Annotated in this window: 23 protein-coding genes and 1 tRNA gene; 11 read left to right on the top strand and 13 right to left on the bottom strand. The window is 40.0% G+C overall.

Translation table 11 applies throughout. From position 1 onward, the window contains the following. The first annotated feature begins 2 nt into the window (after positions 1-2). Together B0O44_RS15300 and B0O44_RS15295 are read left to right on the top strand one after the other, a co-directional pair. The gene (locus B0O44_RS15300; RefSeq protein ID WP_110832187.1) at positions 3-1,280 is read left to right on the top strand and encodes an aspartate kinase; all 1,278 of its coding nucleotides are present in this window, start codon (positions 3-5) and stop codon (positions 1,278-1,280) included. Then, positions 1,273-2,448 carry a THUMP-like domain-containing protein gene (locus B0O44_RS15295; RefSeq protein ID WP_110832185.1) on the top strand — a complete coding sequence of 392 codons (1,176 nt, stop codon included), beginning with the start codon at positions 1,273-1,275 and terminating at the stop codon, positions 2,446-2,448. Before B0O44_RS15300 ends, B0O44_RS15295 begins: the two co-directional genes overlap by 8 nt. Positions 2,449-2,519: 71 nt before the next feature. On the opposite strand, the gene B0O44_RS15290 is transcribed toward B0O44_RS15295, so the two are convergent. From B0O44_RS15290 to B0O44_RS15270, 5 genes are all read right to left on the bottom strand, one after another. Continuing rightward, a complete protein-coding gene (locus B0O44_RS15290; RefSeq protein ID WP_110832183.1) occupies positions 2,520-2,717 on the bottom strand; it encodes a cold-shock protein in 198 nt (65 codons plus the stop codon). Between the two features lie 91 nt (positions 2,718-2,808). Continuing rightward, entirely contained in the window at positions 2,809-3,444 is a 636-nt protein-coding gene (locus B0O44_RS15285; RefSeq protein WP_110832181.1) for a peroxiredoxin, read from the bottom strand. Between the two features lie 53 nt (positions 3,445-3,497). After that, a complete protein-coding gene (locus tag B0O44_RS15280) occupies positions 3,498-4,424 on the bottom strand; it encodes a DUF72 domain-containing protein (RefSeq protein ID WP_110832179.1) in 927 nt (308 codons plus the stop codon). Between the two features lie 84 nt (positions 4,425-4,508). After that, positions 4,509-5,603: a S1C family serine protease gene (locus tag B0O44_RS15275; RefSeq protein ID WP_110832177.1), complete on the bottom strand. Its 1,095-nt coding sequence runs from the start codon at positions 5,601-5,603 to the stop codon at positions 4,509-4,511. Positions 5,604-5,629: 26 nt separating this feature from the next. Continuing rightward, positions 5,630-6,202, bottom strand: coding sequence for a sigma-70 family RNA polymerase sigma factor (locus B0O44_RS15270; protein WP_110833009.1), 573 nt, complete (start codon positions 6,200-6,202; stop codon positions 5,630-5,632). A gap of 210 nt (positions 6,203-6,412) precedes the next feature. Between B0O44_RS15270 and B0O44_RS15265 the strand changes: the two genes are divergently transcribed. The 3 genes from B0O44_RS15265 (at position 6,413) to B0O44_RS15255 (ending at position 8,799) form a co-directional block, all read left to right on the top strand. Beyond that, entirely contained in the window at positions 6,413-6,637 is a 225-nt protein-coding gene (locus B0O44_RS15265) for a hypothetical protein (RefSeq protein ID WP_110832175.1), read from the top strand. A gap of 169 nt (positions 6,638-6,806) precedes the next feature. Beyond that, the gene (gene purB, locus B0O44_RS15260) at positions 6,807-8,153 is read left to right on the top strand and encodes an adenylosuccinate lyase (RefSeq protein WP_110832173.1); all 1,347 of its coding nucleotides are present in this window, start codon (positions 6,807-6,809) and stop codon (positions 8,151-8,153) included. A 97-nt stretch (positions 8,154-8,250) separates the two neighbouring features. Further along, positions 8,251-8,799, top strand: a complete 549-nt coding sequence (locus B0O44_RS15255) for a NifU family protein (protein ID WP_110832170.1) — start codon at positions 8,251-8,253, stop codon at positions 8,797-8,799. A gap of 483 nt (positions 8,800-9,282) precedes the next feature. Here the strand turns inward: B0O44_RS15255 and B0O44_RS15245 are convergent, their stop codons facing one another. The 4 genes from B0O44_RS15245 to B0O44_RS15230 form a co-directional block, all read right to left on the bottom strand. Beyond that, positions 9,283-10,074 (bottom strand): inositol monophosphatase family protein, encoded by a 792-nt coding sequence (locus B0O44_RS15245; protein WP_110832166.1) that lies wholly within the window; start codon positions 10,072-10,074, stop codon positions 9,283-9,285. Positions 10,075-10,085: 11 nt separating this feature from the next. Then, positions 10,086-11,240 (bottom strand): prolipoprotein diacylglyceryl transferase, encoded by a 1,155-nt coding sequence (locus B0O44_RS15240; protein ID WP_110832164.1) that lies wholly within the window; start codon positions 11,238-11,240, stop codon positions 10,086-10,088. Positions 11,241-11,271: 31 nt separating this feature from the next. Then, complete coding sequence (gene mtaB, locus B0O44_RS15235) at positions 11,272-12,591, bottom strand: tRNA (N(6)-L-threonylcarbamoyladenosine(37)-C(2))-methylthiotransferase MtaB (protein WP_110832162.1); 1,320 nt, start codon at positions 12,589-12,591, stop codon at positions 11,272-11,274. Positions 12,592-12,737: 146 nt separating this feature from the next. After that, positions 12,738-13,301 carry a UbiX family flavin prenyltransferase gene (locus B0O44_RS15230; protein WP_110832159.1) on the bottom strand — a complete coding sequence of 188 codons (564 nt, stop codon included), beginning with the start codon at positions 13,299-13,301 and terminating at the stop codon, positions 12,738-12,740. A gap of 309 nt (positions 13,302-13,610) precedes the next feature. Between B0O44_RS15230 and B0O44_RS15225 the strand changes: the two genes are divergently transcribed. Together B0O44_RS15225 and B0O44_RS15220 are read left to right on the top strand one after the other, a co-directional pair. Continuing rightward, positions 13,611-13,686: transfer RNA gene (locus B0O44_RS15225), tRNA-His, on the top strand. 252 nt (positions 13,687-13,938) lie between these two features. Next, positions 13,939-14,718: a hypothetical protein gene (locus B0O44_RS15220; RefSeq protein WP_110832157.1), complete on the top strand. Its 780-nt coding sequence runs from the start codon at positions 13,939-13,941 to the stop codon at positions 14,716-14,718. Positions 14,719-14,899: 181 nt separating this feature from the next. Here the strand turns inward: B0O44_RS15220 and B0O44_RS15215 are convergent, their stop codons facing one another. Continuing rightward, positions 14,900-16,537, bottom strand: coding sequence for an alpha/beta fold hydrolase (locus tag B0O44_RS15215; RefSeq protein ID WP_110832155.1), 1,638 nt, complete (start codon positions 16,535-16,537; stop codon positions 14,900-14,902). Between the two features lie 196 nt (positions 16,538-16,733). On the opposite strand from B0O44_RS15215, the gene B0O44_RS15210 reads away from it, so the two are divergent. After that, a complete protein-coding gene (locus B0O44_RS15210) occupies positions 16,734-17,834 on the top strand; it encodes an acyltransferase family protein (RefSeq protein ID WP_110832152.1) in 1,101 nt (366 codons plus the stop codon). A 61-nt stretch (positions 17,835-17,895) separates the two neighbouring features. Here the strand turns inward: B0O44_RS15210 and B0O44_RS15205 are convergent, their stop codons facing one another. Further along, positions 17,896-18,690: a heparin lyase I family protein gene (locus B0O44_RS15205; RefSeq protein ID WP_110832150.1), complete on the bottom strand. Its 795-nt coding sequence runs from the start codon at positions 18,688-18,690 to the stop codon at positions 17,896-17,898. Between the two features lie 197 nt (positions 18,691-18,887). Here B0O44_RS15205 and B0O44_RS15200 point away from each other — a divergent pair, with 197 nt between their 5' ends. The 3 genes from B0O44_RS15200 (at position 18,888) to rnhA (ending at position 20,730) form a co-directional block, all read left to right on the top strand. Then, positions 18,888-19,289: a BlaI/MecI/CopY family transcriptional regulator gene (locus tag B0O44_RS15200; protein ID WP_110832147.1), complete on the top strand. Its 402-nt coding sequence runs from the start codon at positions 18,888-18,890 to the stop codon at positions 19,287-19,289. A 112-nt stretch (positions 19,290-19,401) separates the two neighbouring features. Then, on the top strand, positions 19,402-20,124 hold the full coding sequence (locus B0O44_RS15195; RefSeq protein ID WP_110832145.1) for a hypothetical protein: 723 nt from the start codon (positions 19,402-19,404) through the stop codon (positions 20,122-20,124). Positions 20,125-20,256: 132 nt separating this feature from the next. Continuing rightward, positions 20,257-20,730: a ribonuclease HI gene (gene rnhA, locus B0O44_RS15190; RefSeq protein ID WP_110832142.1), complete on the top strand. Its 474-nt coding sequence runs from the start codon at positions 20,257-20,259 to the stop codon at positions 20,728-20,730. Positions 20,731-20,770: 40 nt separating this feature from the next. Here the strand turns inward: rnhA and fbp are convergent, their stop codons facing one another. Both fbp and B0O44_RS15180 read right to left on the bottom strand, forming a co-directional pair. Then, the gene (fbp, locus tag B0O44_RS15185) at positions 20,771-21,823 is read right to left on the bottom strand and encodes a class 1 fructose-bisphosphatase (protein WP_110832140.1); all 1,053 of its coding nucleotides are present in this window, start codon (positions 21,821-21,823) and stop codon (positions 20,771-20,773) included. A 21-nt stretch (positions 21,824-21,844) separates the two neighbouring features. Next, on the bottom strand, positions 21,845-22,336 hold the full coding sequence (locus B0O44_RS15180) for a metallophosphoesterase family protein (protein ID WP_110832138.1): 492 nt from the start codon (positions 22,334-22,336) through the stop codon (positions 21,845-21,847). Positions 22,337-22,373 lie beyond the last annotated feature (37 nt).

The raw sequence follows: 22,373 nt of genomic DNA, 5'->3' as shown, positions 1-22,373 counted from the left end.
ATATGGAAGTATACAAGTTTGGCGGAGCATCTGTTTCCAGTGCAAAATCCATTCAAAACATGGCTGCAATTGTAAAAAACGCAGCAAAAGACCATTTACTGATCGTCATTTCTGCGATGGGCAAAATGACCAATAAACTCGAAGAACTTAGCAACTCTTATATCAGCAACGATTCCCCTGCTGCCCATCAACATCTGGATGAAGTAAAAGCCTACCATTTTGGCATTTTGCATGAACTATTCTCCAATCCCCATCATCCGGTATTCAATGAAGTTTCCAATGCCTTTGTAGAAATAGAATGGCTTCTGGAAGAACAGGCCAGCGATGCCCCTGACTATATCTATGATCAGATCGTTTCTATCGGAGAAATCGTATCCACCAAAATTGTCAGTGCCTATTTAAAAGAAGTAGAATGTGAGGTAACCTGGGCAGACGCACGAAATTATATACAAACCGACAACAGCTATCGTGAAGCCCTTGTTGACTGGGACAGAACATCGGCCGAAATCCAACAGCATTTATTGCCTTTGTTAAAAAAATCAATAGTGGTTACCCAGGGTTTTATTGGTGGAACCAGTGAAAATTTTACCACCACTTTAGGCCGGGAAGGTTCTGATTATTCTGCGGCAATTTTCGCGGCCTGCCTCGATGCAAAATCCTTAACCATCTGGAAGGATGTACCTGGCGTGCTGAACGCCGATCCAAAATGGTTTAATGAAACGGAAAGAATTCCCCAATTGTCTTACCATGATGCCATAGAACTAACTTATTACGGGGCAACGGTTATCCATCCTAAAACCATAAAACCACTCCAAAACAGAAACATCCCCTTGTATGTACGGTCTTTTCTGGATGCGCTGAGCCCGGGGACTGAAATTACCGCACTCAACTCCCCGCTACCGGTTCCCTCTTTTATATTTAAAGTCAATCAGGTATTAATTTCTATCTTTCCAAAAGACTTTTCCTTTATTATCGAAGAGAACCTCAGTGGGATATTCAATCTTTTTCACAAGCATAAGGTCAAAGTCAACACCATGCTCAATTCTGCAATTAGTTTCTCGGTAAGTGTGGACCATGATGAAAAGAAAATACAGGACCTTATTGCCGAGTTGTCTGTACATTATAAAGTAAAATACAATACCGGTCTTGAGCTGGTGACCATTCGATATTATAATCAGGATACCATAGACAGGGTTACGGTTGACAAACAGATCCTTCTTGAAGTAAAAAGCCGTCATACCTGCCAAATTGTAATGAAAGATCTTTCGACCATTGAATAAGGCTGTTTTAAATAAAGAAGTTCAGGACTACATCAACTGCCATTTGCAAGCTGACGTTCATCAGCTTGCAATGGCCAAAAGCCCTTTTGCAGAAGTGTCTTCCAGGGAACTTGCCACCCAGATTTCAGCGAAGAGAAAATCAGAAAAAAAACTCCCGACCTGGTATGCCACCCCTTTTATTTATTATCCCGAACCCTTATCTATAGAACAATCCTCTTCCGAAAAAACAGCCGCTTATAAAGCAAGTCTCCTTGCAAAGGGTTCTGTTCTGGACCTGACAGGAGGATTCGGGGTCGATAGTTATTATTTCTCCAAAAGAGCAGAACGGGTGGTCCATTGCGAAATCAATACCGGGCTCTCTGAAATTGTATTCAATAACCTGAAAGCTTTAAAAACGCCAAACATAGAATGCATTGCCGGAGACGGACTGGCCTACCTCAAAAGTATTCCGGATTATTTTGGCAGCATTTATATTGATCCGGCCAGAAGAAGCCATTCAGGAAAGGTCTTTATGCTACAGGATTGCACACCCAATGTCATTGAGCATCTTGATCTGCTTTTAAACCGGGCAACAAGGGTGATTCTTAAAGCTGCTCCCCTGCTGGATATCAGTGCAGCATTAAAGGAGCTTTCTCATGTAGCCCAAATACATATTGTCAGCACCAAAAATGAATGTAAAGAGCTTTTGTTTATACTGGAAAAGGATGCCAAAGGACCTGTAAAAATCACCAGCACCGCCCTCAATGACAGCGTCAAACAATTTAGTTTTAGCAAAGAAGATCCGATTGAGATTCATTTTCCATCCGCAGTTGCTACTTACCTGTATGAGCCAGATGTTGCCCTGCTCAAAAGTGGAGGATTTTACCAGATCGCACTGCAATATGACCTACTGAAACTGGAAGAACAAACACAGCTGTATACCTCTGAGGAATATAAGCCAGAATTTCCTGGAAGAATTTTTAAAGTTGAAGAATTACTCCAAGCCGCAGACCTCAAGAAAAATAAAAACCTCAGCGGAAATGTTATTGTCCGCAACTACCCTGCTAAAGCAGAAGAGCTGGTTAAAAAATATAAGATCAAAAGTTCAGATGAAGATTTTTTACTTTTTACCAAAACAAAATATACAGGCCTGCAAATTATCAGGGCAAAAATCCTTCAACATTATTAAAAACAGATATAAAAACAAAGCGCTGCTTTTTTATAAAAAGCAGCGCTGATATATCGATTGGAATGGCTTAATTAAACTTTTTTTACTTTAACAGCTTGCAAACCTTTTTTTCCTTCAGCTATCTCGAATTCAACGTTATCATTTTCCTGTAAGCTGTCAATACCACCCAGAACATCTTTAAAATGCACAAAAATGTCTTTATTGCCTTCATAAACAATAAAGCCATATCCTTTCTGAGTATTAAACCATTTTACTTTTCCGGTATTCATAATTTTTAGTCTTAGATATAAATAATAATTTGTTTTTCAGTTCTTTAAATTATTACTAATACTTAAAGAAAACAAAATTTTTGAAAAATTATTATTTATTTGGTTGAGGGGTTGTTCTTAAATAAGGTTTGATAACGGTATGTCCTTTTGGAAAACGTGCAGGAATGTCTTCTGTTTTGATGCTGTTCACCACAATTACATCTTCTCCGTCCTGCCAGTCCGCAGGTGTAGCCACACTATAATTTGCCGTCAGTTGCAGAGAATCAATTACCCGGAGCACTTCATTAAAATTTCTTCCTGTAGAAGCCGGATAGGTAATGATCAACTTTACCTTCTTATCCGGAGAGATGACAAACAGGGAACGGACGGTTAAAGTTTCTGAGGCATTCGGATGAATCATATCATAGGCATCTGCTATTTTTTTGTCCTGATCGGCAATAATCGGAAATTCAACAGAGGTCTGTTGCGTTTCATTGATATCATTGATCCAGCCCCTATGCGACTCTTCTGAATCCACACTTAACGCAAGAACTTTAACATTTCTTTTTTCAAATTCATTTTTTAAGGCTGCAGTACGCCCTAATTCTGTTGTGCATACCGGTGTGTAATCGGCAGGGTGAGAAAATAAAACACCCCAGCTATCACCCAGGTATTGATAAAAGTCAATATCCCCTACAGATGTTTTCGCCTGAAAGTTTGGAGCAGCGTCTCCTAATCTTAAACTCATAATGTTGCGGTTTTTAGGTCTGAAAATTATTATCTACAAATTTAGTATACAAATTAGAACAATTCTCTTTGTTTTGTAATAAAATTTATTTCCGGTATTTGACTGCCCAAATAGCTGTTAAACTGTTTTATCGTATAATCTGCCAATATAGGGGTATCCTTTTCATCATGCTGGTGCAAAAAGAAATAGGTTTTTTCCAGTCCTCTCTCCTGCCAGGTCTTAATTCTTTGCACCCATTGATCAATTCTGCTGAAATCTGAGGCCTGCTGTACCTGTCCGTTACCTACAAAGCGGATAAAGATTTCCGGAATGGTCAACTCCATATGAACACAGTCCCTTCTTCCGCTCGCATCTGTAATCACGGCCCCTTTATTCAGCTTGGAAAGCATAACAAACAGTTCTTTTCTAACAGAAGGAACCGAAAACCAGTCGGGATGACGCAATTCCACAAAAACCTTAAAATCTTCTGGCAGGCTACGCAGATATTGCTCGAGAACAGGCATATTGTTTGGCCCAAAATTATCTCCCATCTGTAAAAAACATGGCCCCAGTAAACTGCCAAATTCACTAATGCCGGAAATGTATTGATCTGTTGCTTCTTCCGCATTTTTTAACCTTTTCAGATGGCTGATGATCTGCGGAAATTTAGGACAGAATAAAAAGCCATTATTAGCCCCTGCTTCTGCCTTTTCTTTCCATTTGCGGACCATATCAACTTTGGGCATGCTGTAAAATATCGCATTCATCTCAATGGAATTGAAATGTTTGGCGTATTCATCCAAAAAGTTAGCCTCTTTTGTTTTAGGAGGATAAATCATATCGACCCATTCCTTTCTGCCCCACTTGGCACAGCCAATATAAAAAGCCGGATCTTTAATTTGATTTCTTCCTTTCAGGGTAATCAGCGTTTGTTCTCCATCTTGCGGAAAAGAAAAATCAATCCCTGGCACTTCATTTTCTAATACTTTACCAAATTCCATACCCTAAATGTATAAAAAGAAAAACCCCGAAACCAATAGAAGTTCCGGGGTTTTTAAAATTTATACGATTAAGAAATAAATCCTTTAATTATAGACTTTAATCATAAATACATAATCCTGTATTTTTGCCACCTGTTTTGTTCTGGTCAATCCCTGCAAAGGACTTCTTTTCACAGAAGCCGTTTTCCGGCCTAAGGAATCTGAAGGAATTGCATTCAGGGCATCAAGCACATATTTGGACTTTACGGCAAAAGCAGCACCATCTACCTGGTTCTCTTTTGCACTGATCACTCCAATTACATTTCCCTGGTTGTCCAGTAAAGGTCCTCCGCTATTTCCGGGGTTTACAGGAATAGACACCTGATAAGCGGTTGTATCACCCGCATGTCCTGTTCTTGAACTGATATAACCTTCACCCAAAACCGCATCATCTTTAGGAAATCCAAGTGTATATACGTTCTCTCCCATTCCAATACTGTTTCTTTTCAGCTTATAAGGTAAAGCCGACAAGGATGAAAAGTCTTTATCTACAATTTTAATGATCGCAATATCATACTGAGGGTCCTGATAAACAACCTTTGCTTTAAAAGAATCTCCTTTGCTATTTTGAACATATACAGAATCAGCGCCGTTTATAACGTGCAAATTGGTACATAAATAACCATTCGGGGTCAGTGCGAACCCGGTACCACCAAACTTGGCAGGCCTTACAGGCGCAGTATCTGCTTTACTGCTGTTTTTAAAGTTCCGGATCAAAGTACTCTGGGATTTCTGGATTTTGGCCAGTTCCCGGCGCATCATTTCATAACTACCGTTCTGTTTGGTATTGTGCTGAACAGAATAAACCGCTACCATTGCCAATAAAACAAAAGAGGCCGCTATAGCAATTGCTGATTTATTTTTTCGCCATAAATTGATCAGTAAAGAAGGATGAGGTTTCAATTCTTCCGTTAATTGGGCTGTATCCATTTGCTGGTGTGCCGCATTCATCTGTTCCTTTAAAGACAATACCTGGCCATATTCCTTTAAAGAATCCAGAAAAAATTTATGTGCCACCACTTTATGATCAACTGAAGGATCAGTACTACGAAGCTGTTCAAAAGCTGTAGCTTCCGCCTGGGAGAGTTTTCCCATCAGGTAATCTTCAATAATTGATTCTAATTCTATTTCGTTCCTCATTGTAATAAATTATATCCCGGCCATCTTTAACTGCCAAGACCAAAAAACAACTTCTTCAACCTTTGCAGACATTTATATTTCTGTGTCTTTGCATTATCTGTATTGGTGTAACCAAATTTTTCAGATATGTCTTGCATAGACAAATTATGAATATAAAAGTCCTGAATAATGGTTTTGCAAGGCTCACCTAAATGGAGCAACGCCTCCTGCATTTTTTCAAACTGCTTATCTTTCTCCTCATGCCGTTCCAAATCTGTTTCCACCGCTTCGATATCTTCAAAGTCTGTAACGTTAACTGCTTTTTTGCTTTCTTTCGATAGCTTTTTCAACCAGATGCGTCTGCAGACAGAATATATATACGTTTTTAGTTTGCTGCTTAATTCAAAATTACCGCCCTTAATTTTATTATATAAAATAATAATGGCCTCCTGATACACATCTTTTGCATCCTCCTGCTCACCGTTATTATTTAAAATAAACTGCAATACCATCGGGTAATACCCCACATACAATTTATTAAGCGCATCTTCTGAGTTATTTAGTATCCCTAAAACAACCTCTCTATCTGTTGGAACTGAACTGCTTAACTTCTTACTCACCAATTAATACTTTTTTATGTGAATGGTAACCCAATTATAAATAAAAATTTTACTTTTGTGCCACTTTTATCTTAATACCCATTACAGATAAACAGTGACCCAAAAACAACAAAAAAAATATTTTTATTTTTTTTTCAAATTGAGGGTTACCTTTTAAAGTTACCGGTATTAAGATGTAAAATTAATTAATTATTTAAAACGGAAATTAGAATGAAAAACTTATTTAAATTTGGCTTTTTAGCTTTAGCTTTATCTTTATCAGTAGCTGCTTGTAACTCTGAGAAAAAATCTACTGGTGCTGATTCATCTGCACAAGATTCTTCAGCTATCAAAGCTGATACTACAGTTAAAGCTGACACTACAGTTAAAGCTGATACTACTAAAAAAGATACTACAGTTAAAACTACTACTACTAAAACTGAAGTTAAACACTAGTCAAAAGTATTTTCAGAAAAAGGTCCTGAGTTCGCTCAGGACCTTTTTTTTGTGCTTGTTATTGTCAGCAAGCTAGCTTAGCTTACACTACAGGGCTTGCAGCCCCATATTCCCTTCCCGAAGTCCTTAATAAATGTTACCTTTGCGGCTGTAAAAACATTCTCTATACATGAACTTATCTCCGCTTCAAGCCATATCACCCGTTGACGGCCGCTACAGGAACACCACGCAGTCCTTAGCTGCTTTTTTTTCAGAATATGGCCTAATCAAATACAGGGTCTTTGTTGAAATAGAATATTTCATTGCACTTTGTGAAACCGGTTTGCCGGGGCTGACCGATTTTGACCAAAGTAATTATCCAAAACTCCGTGCCATTTATGAACAATTCGGAGATCTGGATGCGACAGAAATTAAAGATACAGAGAAGATCACCAACCATGACGTAAAAGCGGTAGAATACTTTATTAAAAAGAAATTTGATCAGCTCGGCCTGCATGACTTTAAAGAATTTATCCATTTTGGATTAACCTCACAGGACATCAACAACACGGCGATTCCTTATACCTTTAAGCTGGCTTTAAACGAAGTATATTATCCCAGCATCAGCTTACTGATCAGTAAACTCAAAGAACTGGCAACAGAATGGAAAGAAGTACCTTTACTTGCCCATACCCATGGACAACCGGCTTCTCCTACCAAACTGGGTAAAGAATTTTTAGTTTTTGCAGAAAGACTGGAGGTTCAGCTTGATAACCTGAAAAACATTCTCAACAATGCAAAGTTTGGTGGTGCCACAGGAAATTTCAATGCCCATCACATTGCTTATCCTTCGGTAGACTGGGTAAAATTCTCCAATCATTTTGTCAATGAAATTCTTGGTCTAAACAGAGCCCAGCATACCACTCAGATCGAACATTATGATCAGTTTGCCGCGCAATGCGATGCCCTAAAAAGGATAAACAATATCCTGATCGACCTGGACAGGGACATCTGGACCTATATTTCCAAAAACTACTTTAAACAAAAAATCAAAGAAGGTGAAGTCGGATCTTCTGCAATGCCTCATAAAGTCAACCCTATTGACTTTGAAAATGCAGAGGGCAATGCAGGAATTGCAAATGCCTTATTTGAATTTTTTGCTTCAAAACTTCCTATTTCCCGTTTACAACGGGACCTGACAGACTCAACCGTATTGAGAAATGTTGGTGTACCTATGGGCCATACCCTGATTGCAATTACCTCTACCTTAAAAGGATTGAATAAAATTCTGCTCAATAATGAGGCTATTGCAGCAGATCTGGAAAATAACTGGGCCGTTGTTGCAGAAGCCATACAAACGGTTCTTCGCAGGGAAGCCTATCCAAATCCTTATGAAGCTTTAAAAGACCTGACCCGTACCAATCAGAAAATCACTGCACAGACCATGTCGGTATTTATTGACGGCCTTCAAATCAGTGAAGCGTTAAAAGCAGAACTAAAAAAAATCACGCCTTTTAACTATACCGGAATATTTTAAGGTCCTATTTAGAAGCGCTTTAAATTAATGACCTAAAACAGACATCAGGATCACGCTTTAAATCAGTAATTATTTATTTTTGTAATAAAAAAAGACAATGACGATCAACGTATATACAGAACAAACCCCCAATCCTGCTACAATGAAATTCATGGTCAATAAATTATTGATCAATGGCAGTGAAGATTTTGCAAGCAAAGAAAGTGCTGAACATTCACCATTTGCAAAAGAATTGTTCAAGTTTAACTTTGTTAATGGTGTATTTTTCGCAAGTAATTTTGTGACCATTACTAAGGCTGAAGATGCAGAATGGGCTGATATCGAACCGATCCTGAAAGAATTTGTTAAAGGCGCAGTAGAATCAGAATATAAAATCAAAGAAGAAAGCAATGAAGCGGTCAACTTTGAGGGAACCGATCTTGAAATCAAAATTCAACAGATCTTACATGATTATGTACGTCCTGCAGTAGAACAAGATGGTGGTGCCATCACTTACAAATCATTTGATGAAGGTGTGGTTACTGTAGAACTCAGAGGATCATGCAGCGGCTGTCCTTCTTCTACCATCACTTTAAAATCGGGTATCCAAAACCTGTTGCAAAGAATGGTACCAGAAGTGAAAGAAGTCGTTTCGGAAGCTTTATAAAATCCTATCTCATAGAAAGAGGGCCGGTTTTAGTAACCGGCTTTTTTTTTGAATCAAAAGTCGGTTATTGACCTGTTATAAAACGAATGGACTGCAAGGTTGGCCAGTTACAAATGAGGACCTACTACAAATGAGAACTGTCGCTCTTCCAGGACTGGCGCCTGCACAGGCGCTTGAAGAAAGCGCAGCGCAGCCGAGGTCCTTCCACAGCGCAGTTCTCATTTGCCTAAAATTTAGCATTGAAATATCCTCCCAGCATAAACATCTAAACACCCTACCCAACAAACCAGAAAAGCAAACACCCACAGCATAAACACCTAAGCACCCTGCCTATAAAAAAGCAACCTCCCTGCATGGTCCTCCCTCCCCGTGTAAAATTTCAAGGGAGTTTGGGGTGTCCGGAGAGGGGTATTGGCTGGTTTGCCCGCCCTTCAGCGGGCCTAATCAGGCGCAGCCCGAACGGATACCCCAAACTCCCTTAAATTATTTGAAATATTTTTTCATGGTTTGCAGGATCTCCTCATTGACCAGTGCATTTGTTGCCAGAATTTCTCTTTTCTGAATAAACTCCTCACCACCACTAAAATTCAGAATGTTTCCACCCGCCTGTTGCACAATATAAGCGCCACCTGCAACGTCATAAGCATTCAAATTATACTCAAAAAAGGCATCAAATCTTCCGCAAGCCACGTAAGCCAGATCCACTGCTGCCGAACCAATCCTTCGCAAGCCATGACAGCGCCTCATCATTTCAGAAAACAAACGCATGTAGGCCTCCTGTTTTTCAAACTCGTAGTATGGAAAACCTGTAGCCAGCAAACAATCCGATAGACGGTCCCTGCCGGAAACCCGGATCTCTTTATTGTTCAGGTAGGCGGCCCCACCCTTATAACTGTAAAACATTTCGGCCCTGTTGATCTCATAAACTACGCCAAGTACCGGTACATTATTTTCATAAAGTGCAATACTGATAGAATAGGTAGGGATCCCATGGATAAAATTAGTGGTCCCATCCAGAGGATCTATGATCCAGTCAAAGCTTTCGCCCTTGCTGTTTACTGTTTCCTCTTCAGTGATAAAACCGGCGCCAGGAATTAATTTCGATAAATTATAAACCAGCTGTTCTTCTGCTTTTTTATCTACGTAAGAAACCAGATCGTTCAACCCTTTAAACTCGATGTTTTTTACATCAAAGTTCATGGATTCTTTTCTGATAAAATTACCGGTCAATCGGGCAATGGCGATTACCTTAGTACATAATAATTCGTAATTCAATTGCTTTTATTTTAATATGCAGCGTTCTTCTCTTTGTTTTTCAAAGAATAAGTAACCAGCAATAAGCCCCCAATAAATAATAAAGAAGAAATCAGTTCGGCCTGGGTAAACGAAATACCCGCTACCGTATATTTGGAATTTACACGGATCAGCTCAATAAAAAACCGTTCCACCCCGTTCATCATCAAATAAATACCAAACATCATGCCTGGCAGTTTAATCCTGTCGCGGATTTTCCAGAGAATAAGGAAAAGGATAAAACAAATCACCACCTCATAAATTGGCGTAGGAAAAACCGGCAACGGCAGTTCATTACAAAATTTACCACTGCAACCAGGTATAGGATTGCCCTCCATGGCCACATTATTTGGATAAGTATAGGCCCATAACCAGTCAGGAAGCCAGGAAAACGGTTTTGGATGTGTATTTACAATCCCCCAATCCCCGTCACCAGACATATGACAACCAATACGCCCAACACTATAGGCCAGCATCATACCCGGTCCGCCCACATCCAGCATATGCAAGGGTTTAATTCCATTTTTATTGGCAATATAAATTACTGCCGCCCCACCACAAATCAGCCCTCCGTAAAAGGTTAGCCCGCTAAAAGACAGCAAACCGCCAACAGGATCCTGGATAAAGGTATCCCAGTGTTCCAGATTATCAAATATTTTTGCACCAAGAAAGCCCCATACTGCAGCCCAGACAATCAGGTTTCCCATTAACTGATAAGGATGTTCAGTAACTTGTACAGTTTTGGGCTGAGGAAGTTTATGTTTACCTTTTTCCTTATAATCCCAATAAGCAAATAAACCTGCAAAAAACAATCCGCCCAAAAGGTTTCCCTGTACAGAGAGCAATACAGTTTGGGCATCACTGACAAAAAGCTTATAGTTCAGCAAGGCGTACACCAGCTTATAGCCAATCAGAAAACCAAAAATCCCATTATAAACGAGTTCTGTACTGGTGGCAGGTTTCCCGATCACCACGCTTTTTTTTATAGGATGAAGGATTCCTAAAGCTTCTTTTCTTTGAAGTTCCTTTGTAAAGGCCCAATAACCCGCAATAAAAGCCAGGGCAACAAACACACCAAAAGTATTAAAAGGCAAAGGCACCTGGATGCCAAAAAGATATTCTATAAAATGAGATACAGTAGGAAACATACAGATAAAAAAGTTTTATGCGAATATAGGATTAATGCGCTAAAACCTGTTCTGTTTCCGTAACTTCTACTTCTCCTTCTGCGGTAACCGACACCAGGTTTACCGATTTGATCTCATTGACCATTACCGGATCGTATTTAGCGCGTACTTTCACATAATTCCTTGTAAAGCCATGCATAAACCCACTTTTCTGATCATCTTCAAACAGCACTTCCGCTATAGTCCCTATCTGAGAATCGTAAAACGCCCTTCTTTTCTTTTCAGAAAGAATATGCAGCATTTTGTTGCGGTCGGCCCTTGTACTTCCGGTAACACTTCCCTTCATCTGCGCAGCGGCAGTCTGCTCCCGTTCAGAATAGGTAAACACATGCAGATAAGAAATATCCAGGTTATTAAGGAACTGGTAAGTATCTAAAAAGTCTTCATGCGTCTCACCAGGAAAGCCAACAATCACATCCACACCAATACAGCAGTTGGGGATCAGGGACTTAATGGTTGCTACACGCTCTGTGTAGAGTTCACGCTGGTACCTTCTGCGCATTAAACCCAGAATTTTATTCGATCCGGATTGCAGGGGGATATGAAAATGAGGTACAAACCTTTTTGACCCTGCTACAAACCTGATAATTTCATCACTTAGCAAATTAGGCTCTATGGAAGAAATCCTGATCCGTTCTATGCCCTCCACTTCATCCAGCGCTTTAACCAGGTCAAAGAATTTATCTTCGCGCTGACCATTCCTGATACCAAAATCACCCAGATTAACCCCGGTCAGGACAATTTCCTTTACCCCGCTGGCAGCAATCTGTTTGGCCCGGTTCAATACGTTTTCAATGGTATCGCTCCTGCTTCCTCCCCTGGCCAGTGGTATGGTACAATAAGTACATGGATAATCACACCCATCCTGCACCTTTAAAAAGGTACGGGTACGATCTCCAATGGAATAGGCTGCTATAAAATTATGGTTAACTTTTTCTATGTTCTGTTGGTGAACTATCGCTTTTGGATTTTTGGTCAGATCAGTGATAAACTCTACAATCCTGAATTTTTCTGCTGCACCCAAAACCATGTCCACCCCTTCAATCTCTGCAATTTCAGTTGGTTTCAATTGTGCATAACAACCAACTATGGTAATGTAAGCGCTGGGTGAATATTTTAAAGCTTCTTTAACAACCTTTCTGCATTTTTTATCCGCATGATCAGTTACAGAACAAGTATTGATTACATATACATCTGCACCTGCAGTAAAATCCACTACAGCATAACCAGCGTCGGTAAATAAACGACCTATTGTTGAAGTCTCCGAGAAATTCAACTTACAACCTAAGGTATAAAATGCAACTTTCTTCATTAATATTCGATTGCTTCTTTAATTAGAAACCACCTTTAGTCTTTAATAAGTTCTATAGCGCAGTTCCATTTTGAATCCGCAAAGATACAGTTTTGGATTACTTATCTCATCAGAAAGCTTTCAGGTATTGTAAATTTTGTATAAAATTAATCATTCCACCGATAGCTATCCTGCTCTAAACCAGCCAGGTCTACAACCCTACTGACAACCGTTTGAGCGAGTTCCTCTATCGTTTTGGGTAAACTATAATAAGATGGATTTGCCGGACAGACAATGCCACCTGCCTCTGTGACGGTTTTCATATTATTAATATGGATCAGGCTAAAGGGGGTATCCCGAACCACTGCAATGAGTTTTCGTCGTTCTTTAAGAACCACATCAGCCGCCCTGGTGATCAGGTCATTGGAAATTCCTTGCGCAATTCTCCCTAAGGTTCCCATAGAACAGGGAACAATAATCATGGTATCGTATTTTGCAGAACCAGAGGCAAAAGGTGCATTAAAATCCATCTTTGAATAAAAATCAAACGGATAATTATCATAATCCCTATTCCCAAGCTCCACCTGCCATACTTCCTTTGCATTGTCCGACATCACCACTCCAACTTTTTCGATCTGCCCGGGCAGCAACTTCAGGTTGTCCAGCAAAAGTTTTGCATAAATTGAGCCACTGGCACCAGTAACAGCAACAACAATCTTCTTTCTTTTCATCATTTAAACACAAAGGTACAAGCTTTAGGCATAAAAAAAGGGCCGAATATTACTATTCGACCCTACATCTACCTATGAAAAACATACCCTCGAAAGGGTAAGCCCAAATGTAATTATCTTTTCTCAATAAATAAAGTTTAAACACTCTTTTTTTTAAATAAAATTAAAAAAGCTTAAACAAGGCCCCAAAAAGCACAAAAAAAAATAATCTACCTGATAAAGAATTATTTACCAAATATTCCCTTTCAATTGTCAAATAAATTTGAATAATAGATAAATGTTCGTACTTTTGTCGACACGAAAAAACACGGTGGTTTTAGCTCAGTTGGTTAGAGCGCCTGATTGTGGTTCAGGAGGTCGTGGGTTCGAGCCCCATATTCCACCCATCGTTTTAAAAGCAACTCTTTTCAGAGTTGCTTTTTTTTTGACATAAAGCTCCGCTCTGAATAACCCTTTCTTTTACAGCTTCACATAGCACCACCTATAAAACCTGCATATGCTAAAGGTCTGACATAAAAAAATATCTTTAAACAATATTTTTTTTACTATATTTATTTAAAAACAATCTATCCTTTTACCTATGGACAAAGATAGGCTTACATCAGCAATTGGATTTACAAAACTGAAAGAGTGAAATATGAAAAATCTAAGTTTTAATCTGATTCTTTTCATGGTTTCATTATTTAGTACCACAGATGCACTTGCTTGTTTCTGTGTATCACCTTTAATAACAGATAATTTTCAAAGGTCTCAGTTTGTTGCGCAAGTTAAGATTCTCAAAGTCACCCCAGATTCAAACAACACAGATTATCATGATGCACAGATTGAAGTACTCACGTTGTACAAAGGGGAGCGCCTAAAAAAAATTAAAATTTTGAGCAAACTAAATAGTTCATGTGCTTTTCTACCATCCGCAAACTCAACCTGGATTGTATTTGCCTCAGTCTGGCAAGGCATTCTTAACTTTGACTACTGTTCCGGCAGTTATAAACTAGATGTAGACTTCAATGGTCAGTACCCAAATGCAACCAAAAATCTCAGCAAGTCAACTATGTTAAAATTGCAAGTATTGGAGTATTTAAGCCATCACAGAATTTGGGATCCAAATCCAAGTGGTTTATATGCTATTAATGCCGGATTAAAAACAATAAAAGGATTTAAAAATAAAGATAGCTTTGCGGTATTCCAGGTTGATGTGAATACTGATTTGTCGGTTAATGGCGTCAGTATTCTGAAAAAATTTCAAAATAATGAGCTAACTAAAATTGTTTTCAACAATTTCAAGACAGATTTAAAGTTTGTAAATCCCCCTCACCATACCATACCAAACCCCACAAGAGTAATTGTATTTTGTTATTTTTATGAAAATCAGGACCCAAAAACAAGAGAGAGTATGGTAAGTCTTTTTGATATATAAATCAGATTCCTTATTGTCCCCATCAGCCCCGTTTTAGTTTTGCTAGACTAATGAAACGTAAGTCTTGACATTACAGCAAAACAGATGTGATTTCGCACCGTTATGAATCCAAAAATTTAAAAGTAGTTCTGAAAAGAACTACTTTTAAATTTTTGGATTCATATGTAATTTCCCAAACCAATCACTTGCCAAGAAATTTTAAAATCAGTTCGTTTAGCCTTTCAGGTTGCTCAAAAGGCACATAATGCGTACTGTTGGGAATAATCTCCAATTCGGAGTTCCGGATCTGCTGATGGATGAACCGTGTATGTTCTTCCCTGATCACATCTTTGCTTCCGGCAATGATCAAAACCGGGTTTTTGATGCGATCCAGTTGTCCCGAAGCGATATCCGGCTGGCTGAGCATGAGTTTCAATAAACGGGGATCTGTCATTTTATTTTCCGAAAGTTGCTGTTTAAATCCATCCATAATGGCTTTATCAACGCCCGAAGGATTCAAATTTGCCCCAATGGTAACCAGTTTAGCCACAAGCTCCGGATGGGCAGCGTTAAAAATTAAACCGGTATTTCCCCCATCGCTCCAACCGACAATATTCACCTTAGAAAGCTGCAGATGCTGTATGACCTTATACAAATCGGCAGCAAACTGTTCATAGCTATATTCACGTCCAGTCAAATCAGTACTTCTTCCCTGCCCACGGGTATCCAAGGCAATCACCTGGTAATTTTTCGAAAAAGCAGGAATTTGCTGATAAAAATCAGCAATACTTCCATTGTTACCATGGAGCAATAACAAAGGCGCTCCCTTTCCATATATCTCATAATAGATTTTAGCGTCCCCCACATCAGTAAAGGTTCCTTTTTTGTTTTTACCGTAATTTGTTTTTTTTGCTTTCTCCCGGTTTCTGTAGAAGTCAACCAATTGCTCAGTAGCGACATCAGAAGTTGTTGTGTCGCCTTGCTCCCGGGCAATGTTTTCTTCTTTGCCGGCATTACGGTAACCGACATCAATGTTGGAGATAAAATTGCCTTCGCTTGCTTCCCAACTTCCCTGAGGCTGGTACCTGAACAATAAGTTTTTTGACAATGATTTTTTTGCAGACATTCCAAATATAAACTTTGTATTCTCCAGGGATTTGCTATCAATCAATTGTATGGTAACAGCAATCTCTTTAAGATGATTAAAGACCAATTTGTAAGGGGATAAATCTATTTTTTGCCAACCCGTGGCAGAAGTTTTATAAATAACATTTTTGTTCAGAAGCGATTGGTCTGGCAAACCATTTTTCACCGCATATACATTAAGCTTTAAGGTAAGCTCGGCGAATTTCGAACTTGGGATAATGTAAAAACTGTAAGCATTCAATCTTGTTTTTTCATAAATCGGAAAAATATTACCTTGTTCAACGGTCGGTACATTTTCGTCAAACATTTTCGAAAAAGTAAGAAAGGGACGGGATTTCTGTCCGATAATTTTTTCTTTTAATCCCTTTGCCTGAATCACTACCTCCTCAAGGGCCATCACTTTATCAGCTAAAAACACATTTGCGTTTGCTTTCAGGTCCCTCACAGAAAAAGTCCTCTCTTGATAACCTGCCGAATTGAAAACAACCTCTTTATCTTTCAAATCATCCGGAATTGTTAAACGATACATCCCTTTGTCATTTGTTAGGGTTGCTACTTTGGAATTCTTAATGCCAATAGAACAATAAGGAATGTCTTCATTTTGCCGGTTTTTTACTTTTCCTTCCACAATTACTTGCGCTTTAACAGAAACATTCAGTGCAAGCGCCACTGCTACATAAAGATATTTGTACATATATAAATTTTGGTTTTAGCCTGAAGACGCCTTATGACACAAAATGGTTGCATGGACAGAAAAACAAGTCCATCCGGCACCCTGGTTTTCGGAAACCGATTCTATTTTTTACATTCGAAGACGGATTTCTCTCCTTAAAAAGGAACAACCTCCTTCAATCTGACAAACACTATTTAAACCGACTGGATTCAAATTAATGAGCACAAGCACCGTTACAAACCTTCAAACAAAAAAACATTTCGAAATCCTGGACGGATTAAGAGGCCTGGCTGCCCTTGCTGTAGTCGTATTTCATTTTATGGAATGGGTGTATACAGATCCCAGCAAAAACTTTATCGGACATGGTTTTTTAGCTGTTGATTTTTTCTTCTGTCTTTCCGGATTCGTAATTGGATACGCCTATGACGACCGCATCGCAAAAATAGGCATCCTTGAGTTCTTCAAATCAAGGATCATCAGGCTCCATCCACTGGTTATAGCCGGATCTGTATTGGGCCTGCTGGCATTTTTATTTGATCCTTTTGGGGGCCATCCGGAATTGTACAGCACCGGTAAAATTGTGCTTGCATTTATATGTTCCTTACTCATGATTCCCTTGCCTGTCATAGCCGACCGTGGCTTTAACCTGTTCAGCTTCAATGCACCATCCTGGTCTTTGTTTTGGGAATATATCGCCAATATTGTTTATGCGTTGGTACTTTACAGACTTAAGCGCAGCTTCCTGCTTTTGTTAACCGTTATCTCGGCGGTGGCCCTTTGCCTGGTATGTTACCGTTCCAACAATTTACTGGGTGGTTGGAGCGGGCCGACATTTTGGGATGGAAGTGCCAGGATATCCTATTCTTTTTTAGCCGGTCTGCTTATTTACCGTTCAAATTGGATCATCAAAAACAAAGTCGGGTTTAGCGGCCTGGCCATACTGTTGTTCCTGGCTTTTATAAGCCCCTTCTCTAAATGGAACTGGCTATCCGAGCCCTTAATTGTATTGTTTTACTTCCCTCTGCTGGTCGCTCTGGGAGCAGGTGCTATGCTTACACCTGGTTTAAAAAAGCTTTGTATATTTTCAGGAAAGATCTCTTACCCTTTATACATGACACATTATGCCGCCTTATGGATGTTCGGCAATTATTACACCAGCCATAAACCCGGTACCATGCAACTGACAATAATCATTGTCACAGCCCTGGTCCTGCTGGTAGGGTTGGCTTATGGGGTTATGGTGCTTTACGATATTCCTTTAAGGAAATATTTAAACAATAAGCGCATTAAAGCAGCCGAAAATTTAAAAAGGTCTTAGCATCACACTAAGACCTTCTTTCCATCCACTACCGCTACTTCACCTCAAATGAAGCTTTTTTTTACTGCGCGGCATCAGCGTAAGAATTCGCAATTCTTATTTTTTTCACAAAGTGCGTCACCTGAGAAGAATCACCACCATAAACACCCCACTTTGGATCACAGTCTGCCACATCGAGGGTTCTGCAGTACAGGCGCTGACTGCCGTTAGACAAAGTCTGCTTCACCCCGTTATACCAGAACTCTATATAACCAACAGCAGGGTCGCGGGATACTTTCATACGGATCACAAATTTAAGCCATGCATTCACAGACAATGTGGTCGACCAGGGCACTGTCGCAACATGGTTGTCGTCAAAATGCTGGAGTTCCAGGTTCCCACCCTTGGTCCTGAGCATCAGGGGATGATTCTGCAGAGCTCCCGCCGTTGGATAAGATTTCCATTGGAATATGGCATCAGTTTTTAAACTTGTCGGCATGTAAATTTTACTGGTCCAGCCGATATATATTTCATCTCCGTCCTGGGCCTGGTAATTTTTAGCCCCATGCCCTTCTGTGCGGTGGCTGTCTGCGGGTTTTAAAAATTTCCAGGTCAAAGTACCAGTTTCATCATTTACTGTAGTTACCGTTCCGGTGCCTTCAATATTGATGTCTTTCCACACGTTGGCCGAACCATTGGAGGCATCACCATTAAAAAGCACAGACATAATTTGCAGGCCGCCGGATGGACTACCAGGTGTGTCTCCGTTTTTTTTCAACTCGCCAGCTGCGGTTTCAGGTGTGGTTTCTTTTTTGCAGCCGTACTGCAATACCGCCGCGCAGCTCAGCGCCAGCATTAAGGTTTTAATTGTTTTCATAAAGGGGTATTTGATTAGTTATACTAAATTTACCCGCTTAAACGAACCTATTCTTCTGTAATACAGGCAAATTAATCAGTCAGATTGGCATAAGCCCTCCTATCTATAGAAAAGTTAAATTCTCACATTTCTCTATTTTTTTAAAAAAAATAAAGGTAAACTATGAAACGTACGTTTTTTATACATACCTTTAAAACATGAGTTCATCGAAACAGAAGCAAACTTCAGAAATAGTCCCTACAAAAACGGAAATGGCGGTGTTACAGGTACTCTGGCAATATGGCCCATCGACCGTCCGTTTTGTTCACGACCATTTAAACGAACAAAAGGAAGCCGTAATTTATACCAGCACCTTAAAACTAATGCAGGTGATGAAAGAAAAAGGAATGCTCCAAAGGGATGAGACGCACATGAAGCACATATACAGTCCCCTGTTGGAAGAGGAAAAAGTAAAAAACAATTTTCTGGGCCGTTTTATGGACAACATGTACCAGGGCTCTCCCAGCAATTTAATGATGGCCTTGCTGGGCAATCAAAAAACCTCTGCCGAAGAATTAAAAAAAATAAAAGAGATACTGGATCATATGGACAAATCCTAAACACCGCCAGACACAAAAAACCGACCTCCATACAGATCCCCTTCCCCAGCTGAGCACCGCAAATACGCGGAAGGGATTTATATGGTTTGTTCAACCATAAAAACCAAAAAAAATGAAAACAAACCCATTAAAAAACACCCTGTTACTGACCGCAATGATGGCCTTTTCAGTAACAGTCATTGCACAGGAAAAGCCAACAAACACTGTAACCCGTCATGAAAGTTATACCTCCACAACAAAAAACGGGAGCCATGAACAGATCATTACAGATTGGAAAGGCAAAAGATACCAGATTGAACTGGTTAATGATCAACTGACCAGCTTTTATATAGATGGCGAAAAAATCGCTTCCAACAAATGGGATCAATACAGCAGCGAAATCAAAGAGATCCGCGAACAGATTCAAAAAAACAGGATACAGGCCGAAAAAGATAGAGAACAAGCCAGAAAAGACAGAGCGCAGGCCAGAATGGATAGAGAACAAGCTCAAAAAGACAGAGAACAGGCCCAAAAAGACAGAGAACAAGCTTTAAAAGACCGCCAGCAGGCCTTAAGAGACAGGGACCAGGCCCTAAAAGACAGGGATCAAGCCATAAAAGATCAGCAAAGCGCCCGGGAGGACAAGAAGAAAACTGACGATATTATTAACGAACTGGTAAAGGACGGCATTATACCAAATGAAAAAGCCCTACGTAGACTAACTATAACAAATGATCAAATCAGCGTAAACGGGAAAAAACTTTCTGCCGAAGTCTTAAAAAAATACCAGGAAAAGTTTAATCTGGTTTCAGATGGACATAAAAGCCAGACCTATATGATCACCAGAGACAAATAACCTCCCTTCCCGCCACACCGTATTCCCATTCCCTGCTTTCAGAAACGGATCGGATTCCTTAAATTTGGCGGCATACACCTTCGCAAAAAAGTGTATACCGCCAATTTTTCAATCCCATTCACCCTATAATTAATGATAGATATCTATACAGACGGCGCAGCAAGCGGAAATCCTGGTCCAGGTGGTTACGGTGTTATTTTGCGCTCAGGCGCACACTACAAAGAACTGAGCGGAGGTTTTCGCATGACCACCAATAACCGCATGGAGCTCCTTGCCGTAATTGTCGGTTTACAGGCCATAAAAAGTCCCGGCCAGCAGGTGACCGTTTACTCCGATTCAAAGTATGTTGTCGATTCAGTGGAAAAAAAATGGGTATTCGGCTGGTTAAAAACAAGTTTTAAAGGTAAAAAGAATAAGGACCTCTGGCTGCGTTTTCTGGAAGTTTACAAACAACATCAGGTTCGTTTTATATGGATCAAAGGACACAACAGCCATCCGGAAAATGAGCGCTGTGACCAGCTTGCCGTGGCAGCATCAAAAAACAGCGCTGCCCTGGCTATAGACAGCGGCTTTGAAGCCGAAAGGGGAAAACCTACATTGCTATAAACAAAAAGCGGGGCACTGGGGCCCCGCTTTTTGTTTCAGACTAACTCGCTATAGCCTTATCTGGTGCAGGAAGGCTCAAATCAGCCACTGGAGAATACTCGGCCATGAGCTGCTCGGCTACCCTGACCATTTTTTCAGAACCAATAAAAATAGCCACCCGCTGATGGAGGGCTTTTGGCTCTATTTCAAGAATCCGGTTAAAACCATCTGAGGCAACACCACCAGCCTGTTCAATAATAAAAGCCATCGGATTGCATTCGTACAAAAGCCTCAACTTTCCGTTTGGCGAACTGGAAGTTGTTGGATACATATAAATCCCGCCTTTAATCAGATTCCGGTGAATATCGCCTACCATAGAGCCAATATACCTGGACGTATAAGGCCTGCCGGTAGCGGCATCCTCCACCTGGGCATACTTCAAATATTTTTTCACACCTTCCGGAAAATGCACATAGTTTCCTTCATTAATGGAATAGATTTTTCCATCGGCTGGAATACGCATGTTCGGGTGAGACAAACAAAACTCTCCAATTGAAGGGTCCAGTGTAAAACCATTCACTCCTTTTCCAGTGGTATACACCAGCATCGTCGAAGAACCATAAATCACATAACCGGCAGCCACCTGCTCGGTACCTTTCTGAAGCACATCTTCCAGCGTAGCCATTCCATCAACAGATTTGCGTCTGTAAATGGAAAAAATCGTTCCTACTGCCACATTACAATCAATATTGGAAGACCCGTCCAAAGGATCAATACAAACAATATATTTTGCATTTTTAGACACCGGGGAGTCAATCGGGACAAATTCCTCTTCTTCCTCAGTGGCCACAATACAACATTCACCCCCACTGGTCAATGCAGCAATAAATTGGGTATTGGCAAAAACGTCCAGTTTTTTCTGGCCTTCACCCTGGATGTTTACCGTACCGGCCTCCCCCAGGATATCCACAAGCCCTGCCTTATTCACCTCCCGGTTTACAATTTTAGAGGCAATCCCAATATCCCTCAATAATCTGGACAATTCTCCTTTCGCATATGGAAAGTCTGCCTGTTTTTCAATAATAAATTGTCCTAATGTTTTTATGCCCTGCATATACTTAGTGTACTTTATACGTTATCTAATGCCTAATTCTATGGCCTCTAAGGTATGTATTTTTTCTTCTGAAATACAAAAACGAATTAAAGTTCTTACTTTATGCCAGCCCGATTTTCCTGCCGCACCGGGATTTATATGCAGACATTTTATTTTTTCATCATACATCACCTTTAGAATATGGGAATGTCCGGTAATAAAAAGCATAGGAGACTTAGTGTAAATATCTGGCTTCACCAATGAAGAATACCGACCAGGATAACCGCCAATATGCGTCATCCATACATCCACCTGCTCACAATTAAAACGAAGGTGTTCGGGAAATACCGCCCGGACAGCTTTATCATCTATATTGCCATACACCCCCTTAATCGGTTTAAAGGCCGCAAGGGGTTCGGCAACACCAGCACCAAAATCTCCGGCATGCCAGATTTCATCGCAATCGTCAAAATATTTAAATACGGCATCATCCAAAAAACCATGGGTATCTGACAATAGTCCTATTTTCTTCATCTGCTATCTTATATTTATTTCATTTTTCTGGCAAGGC

Source organism: Pedobacter nutrimenti (assembly GCF_003208655.1).
Classification (GTDB): Bacteria; Bacteroidota; Bacteroidia; order Sphingobacteriales; family Sphingobacteriaceae; genus Pedobacter; species Pedobacter nutrimenti.
The sequence above is the reverse complement of the archived record's forward strand: the minus strand, read 5'-3'. Positions and strand labels throughout refer to the sequence as shown.

What these genes read in the sequence shown, in the direction of transcription:
- B0O44_RS15275 (WP_110832177.1), bottom strand. Translation starts at nt 5,603, where the DNA reads ATGAGGAACGAAATAGAATTAGAATCAATTATTGAAGATTACCTGATG.
- B0O44_RS15180 (WP_110832138.1), bottom strand. Translation starts at nt 22,336, where the DNA reads ATGAAGAAAATAGGACTATTGTCAGATACCCATGGTTTTTTGGATGAT.
- B0O44_RS15300 (WP_110832187.1), top strand. Translation starts at nt 3, where the DNA reads ATGGAAGTATACAAGTTTGGCGGAGCATCTGTTTCCAGTGCAAAATCC.
- B0O44_RS15265 (WP_110832175.1), top strand. Translation starts at nt 6,413, where the DNA reads ATGAAAAACTTATTTAAATTTGGCTTTTTAGCTTTAGCTTTATCTTTA.
- B0O44_RS15230 (WP_110832159.1), bottom strand. Translation starts at nt 13,301, where the DNA reads ATGAAAAGAAAGAAGATTGTTGTTGCTGTTACTGGTGCCAGTGGCTCA.
- B0O44_RS15255 (WP_110832170.1), top strand. Translation starts at nt 8,251, where the DNA reads ATGACGATCAACGTATATACAGAACAAACCCCCAATCCTGCTACAATG.
- B0O44_RS15280 (WP_110832179.1), bottom strand. Translation starts at nt 4,424, where the DNA reads ATGGAATTTGGTAAAGTATTAGAAAATGAAGTGCCAGGGATTGATTTT.
- B0O44_RS15285 (WP_110832181.1), bottom strand. Translation starts at nt 3,444, where the DNA reads ATGAGTTTAAGATTAGGAGACGCTGCTCCAAACTTTCAGGCGAAAACA.
- purB (WP_110832173.1), top strand. Translation starts at nt 6,807, where the DNA reads ATGAACTTATCTCCGCTTCAAGCCATATCACCCGTTGACGGCCGCTAC.
- B0O44_RS15215 (WP_110832155.1), bottom strand. Translation starts at nt 16,537, where the DNA reads ATGTACAAATATCTTTATGTAGCAGTGGCGCTTGCACTGAATGTTTCT.
- fbp (WP_110832140.1), bottom strand. Translation starts at nt 21,823, where the DNA reads ATGCAGGGCATAAAAACATTAGGACAATTTATTATTGAAAAACAGGCA.
- B0O44_RS15220 (WP_110832157.1), top strand. Translation starts at nt 13,939, where the DNA reads ATGAAAAATCTAAGTTTTAATCTGATTCTTTTCATGGTTTCATTATTT.
- B0O44_RS15195 (WP_110832145.1), top strand. Translation starts at nt 19,402, where the DNA reads ATGAAAACAAACCCATTAAAAAACACCCTGTTACTGACCGCAATGATG.
- B0O44_RS15205 (WP_110832150.1), bottom strand. Translation starts at nt 18,690, where the DNA reads ATGAAAACAATTAAAACCTTAATGCTGGCGCTGAGCTGCGCGGCGGTA.
- B0O44_RS15210 (WP_110832152.1), top strand. Translation starts at nt 16,734, where the DNA reads ATGAGCACAAGCACCGTTACAAACCTTCAAACAAAAAAACATTTCGAA.
- B0O44_RS15200 (WP_110832147.1), top strand. Translation starts at nt 18,888, where the DNA reads ATGAGTTCATCGAAACAGAAGCAAACTTCAGAAATAGTCCCTACAAAA.
- B0O44_RS15290 (WP_110832183.1), bottom strand. Translation starts at nt 2,717, where the DNA reads ATGAATACCGGAAAAGTAAAATGGTTTAATACTCAGAAAGGATATGGC.
- rnhA (WP_110832142.1), top strand. Translation starts at nt 20,257, where the DNA reads ATGATAGATATCTATACAGACGGCGCAGCAAGCGGAAATCCTGGTCCA.
- mtaB (WP_110832162.1), bottom strand. Translation starts at nt 12,591, where the DNA reads ATGAAGAAAGTTGCATTTTATACCTTAGGTTGTAAGTTGAATTTCTCG.
- B0O44_RS15240 (WP_110832164.1), bottom strand. Translation starts at nt 11,240, where the DNA reads ATGTTTCCTACTGTATCTCATTTTATAGAATATCTTTTTGGCATCCAG.